This is a genomic window from Rheinheimera sediminis (assembly GCF_004005375.1).
Lineage (GTDB): Bacteria > Pseudomonadota > Gammaproteobacteria > Enterobacterales > Alteromonadaceae > Pararheinheimera.
The window spans coordinates 1-3,527 of sequence record NZ_RZUF01000049.1 but is presented as its reverse complement, the minus strand read 5'-3'; the positions used below and the strand labels follow the sequence as shown (position 1 = coordinate 3,527).

Sequence of the window (3,527 nt, the reverse complement as noted above, 5' to 3'; positions counted from 1 at the left end):
ATAGACGGGCGAGGACAAGCCTCGCCCCTACGGATATCTGATAGATCATTGATATACATGGGTTTTGTAGGGGCGGGGTTTACCCCGCCCGTGACAGACCCAACAAAACCGCAGATGTCGACAGATAGACATAGGCGGCCCAACCGTAAAAGGTTGGGTGAGAACGAATAAATAAACGGGTTTTGTAGGGGCGGGGTTTACCCCGCCCGTGCTGACCCTAACAGGGATTTTACCAACAGCTGGGCCAAAACCCGCTGCTGTGCGTAAACATCCAGCATATTGTTAAGACCATTTAGGAACTTCAAGGCATGACCACTTCAGCTGTGAAAACCCTGTCGCAACTTGCGAACCACCAGGAATTTATACAACGCCATATAGGCCCGGACGCTAACGAAACAGCAGCTATGCTGGCTGAATTAGGCGTAAGCAGCATGGAAGAGCTGATCGCACAAACTGTGCCTGCTTCCATTCGCCTGCCACAGCCATTGGCAACTGGTGAAGCCACAACTGAAGCGGACGCTCTGGCGTACTTAAAAGCCGCTGCGAACAAAAACAAACTATTCAAAAGCTACATTGGTATGGGCTACCACCCAACACTGACACCAAACGTTATCTTACGTAACGTGTTAGAAAACCCGGGCTGGTACACTGCGTACACCCCATACCAGCCGGAAATTGCTCAGGGCCGTTTAGAAGCTCTGCTGAACTTCCAACAAATTTCTTTAGATTTAACAGGTATGGAGCTGGCATCAGCTTCATTACTGGACGAAGCCACTGCAGCTGCTGAAGCTATGGCGCTGGCTAAACGTGTAGCGAAAAGCAAAGCCAATACGTACTTTATCGCTGACGACGTACACCCACAAACTATTGACGTAGTGCGTACCCGTGCTGAAATGTTTGGTTTTGACGTGATCATTGGCAAAGCCACTGACGCAGTCAACCACGACGTGTTTGGTGCTTTATTACAGTACCCTTCTACGACTGGTGAAGTACGTGACGACAGCGCTTTAATCGCTGCCTTACAAGCGAAAAAAGCTGTAGTAGCAGTAGCTTCTGACATGATGAGCTTATTGTTATTAAAATCGCCAGGCGAATTAGGTGCAGACGTAGTTTTAGGTTCTGCCCAGCGTTTTGGTGTGCCTATGGCCTTCGGTGGCCCACACTCAGCCTTCTTCGCTACCCGTGACGATTACAAACGTTCTATGCCAGGCCGTATCATAGGTGTGTCGAAAGACCGTCGTGGTAATCAGGCGCTGCGTATGGCAATGCAAACCCGTGAACAGCATATCCGTCGTGAAAAAGCCAACTCCAACATCTGTACTGCACAGGTGTTACTGGCGAACATGGCGTCTTTCTTCGCTGTGTACCACGGCCCAGAAGGCCTGAAAAACATCGCAGAGCGTATTCACCGTTCTGCTGATGTATTTGCAGCCGGCCTGCAAGCCAAAGGCGTTTCATTAGTACATAACACCTGGTTTGACACTGTTACTTTTAAAGTGGCTGATCGCGCCGCTGTAATAGCTCGCGCTATCGCCGCTGAAGTGAACTTACGTACTGATATCGCCGATAGCTTAAGCGTAAGCTTCAACGAACTGACAAGTGCTTCTGACATCGCTCAGTTGTTTGATATAGTTCTGGGCGCTGGCCATGGCTTAGACGTCACTAAGTTAGACGCTGACATCGTAGCTAAAGGCTCAAACTCTATTCCTGCTGACTTAGTTCGTACTTCTAAGTACTTAACGCACCCGGTATTTAACCAGTACCATTCTGAAACTGAAATGCTGCGTTATATCAAAAAGCTGGAAAACAAAGACTTAGCACTGAACCACTCGATGATTTCTTTAGGTTCGTGCACCATGAAGTTAAACGCCACAGCCGAAATGATCCCGGTCACCTGGCCAGAATTTGGTTCGCTGCACCCATTCGTGCCACGCGACCAGGCTGAAGGTTACTACGACATGATTGGCGAGCTGGCCAACTGGTTAGTAGAAATCACAGGCTACGATGCTGTGTCTATGCAACCAAACTCAGGCGCGCAAGGCGAATACGCCGGTATGATCGCCATTCGTAAATACCACGAAAGCCGCGGCGATTCACACCGTAACGTGTGTTTAATTCCTGTGTCTGCGCACGGTACTAACCCTGCAACAGCAGCTATGGCTTGCTTTGAAGTAGTACTGGTAGATTGCGACAAGAGCGGTAACATCGACATGGCTGATTTAAAAGCCAAAGCCGAAGCCGTATCAGACAAGTTAGCCGCCATTATGGTGACTTACCCTTCCACACATGGTGTGTTTGAAGAGTCTATCCGCGAGCTGTGTGACATAGTTCACGCGCACGGTGGCCAGGTGTATATGGACGGCGCCAATATGAACGCTCAGGTAGGTATTACTTCTCCTGGCTTTATCGGTGCTGACGTATCGCATTTAAACCTGCACAAAACCTTCTGTATTCCTCACGGCGGTGGCGGCCCAGGTATGGGTCCAATTGGTGTGAAGAAACAATTGGCTCCGTTTATGCCAAACCACGCTGTCGTTAAAATTGAAGGCACAGGCCAGGACAACGGCGCAGTATCTGCAGCACCATTTGGTAGCGCAGGCATTCTGCCAATCAGCTGGATGTATATCAAAATGATGGGCGGCGACGGTTTACGTCAAGCCACTGAAATGGCGATTTTAAGCGCTAACTACATGGCGAAAAAACTGGGCGGCCTGTTCCCAGTACTGTACGTAGGTACCAACGGCCGCGTAGCGCACGAATGTATTATCGACATGCGTCCATTAAAAGAAAAAACCGGCGTCACCGAAATGGACATCGCCAAACGTTTAATGGACTACGGCTTCCACGCCCCAACTATGTCATTCCCGGTAGCCGGCACGCTGATGATCGAGCCTACTGAGTCCGAAAGCAAAGTAGAGCTGGACAAATTTATCACCGCCATGACTTCTATCCGCAATGAAATTGCCAAAGTAGAAGCAGGGGAGTGGACTGCAGACAACAACCCACTGCACTTCGCACCTCACACCATGGAAGATATTTTCGACCCAAGCTGGGACCGCCCATACGAGCGTCAGTACGCTGCATTCCCTGCACAGTACGTGGCAGAAAACAAATTCTGGCCAACAGTCACCCGTATCGACGACGTATACGGCGACCGCAACCTGATGTGTGCTTGCCCTAGTCCGGAAGATTATAGGTAATAAAGAAACCCGCCACTCGGCGGGTTTTTTATTACCTACTGATATTCAACTGTAGGGGCGTGGGCTTGTCCCCGCCCGCATTCTCTATGCTTAGCTGAATGCCTGATAATTTCAACTGTAGCGGTTTGGCTCTGACCCCAGTTTGCCAACTGCGGTCGGGTTTAGGTGGTTGCAGGTTGTAGCAGATTATTGATTGATTTACTTTGAAACCCGCCCTTTGTGGCGGGTTTTTAGTTTGGGTTTAAAAGCGGCAAACCTATCGACATGGATACAGATAACTTATTCATCTAGCATTATTTGTCAACAACAGTCTAAAAGTGATCCACA

Annotated in this window: 1 protein-coding gene; it reads left to right on the top strand. The window is 49.4% G+C overall.

Annotation, left to right across the window (positions count from 1 at the left end):
• The first annotated feature begins 308 nt into the window (after positions 1–308).
• Positions 309–3,200 carry an aminomethyl-transferring glycine dehydrogenase gene (gene gcvP / locus EMM73_RS19325; protein WP_127688403.1) on the top strand — a complete coding sequence of 964 codons (2,892 nt, stop codon included), beginning with the start codon at positions 309–311 and terminating at the stop codon, positions 3,198–3,200.
• The last annotated feature ends 327 nt before the right edge of the window (positions 3,201–3,527 follow it).

What these genes read in the sequence shown, in the direction of transcription:
- gcvP (WP_127688403.1), top strand. Translation starts at nt 309, where the DNA reads ATGACCACTTCAGCTGTGAAAACCCTGTCGCAACTTGCGAACCACCAG.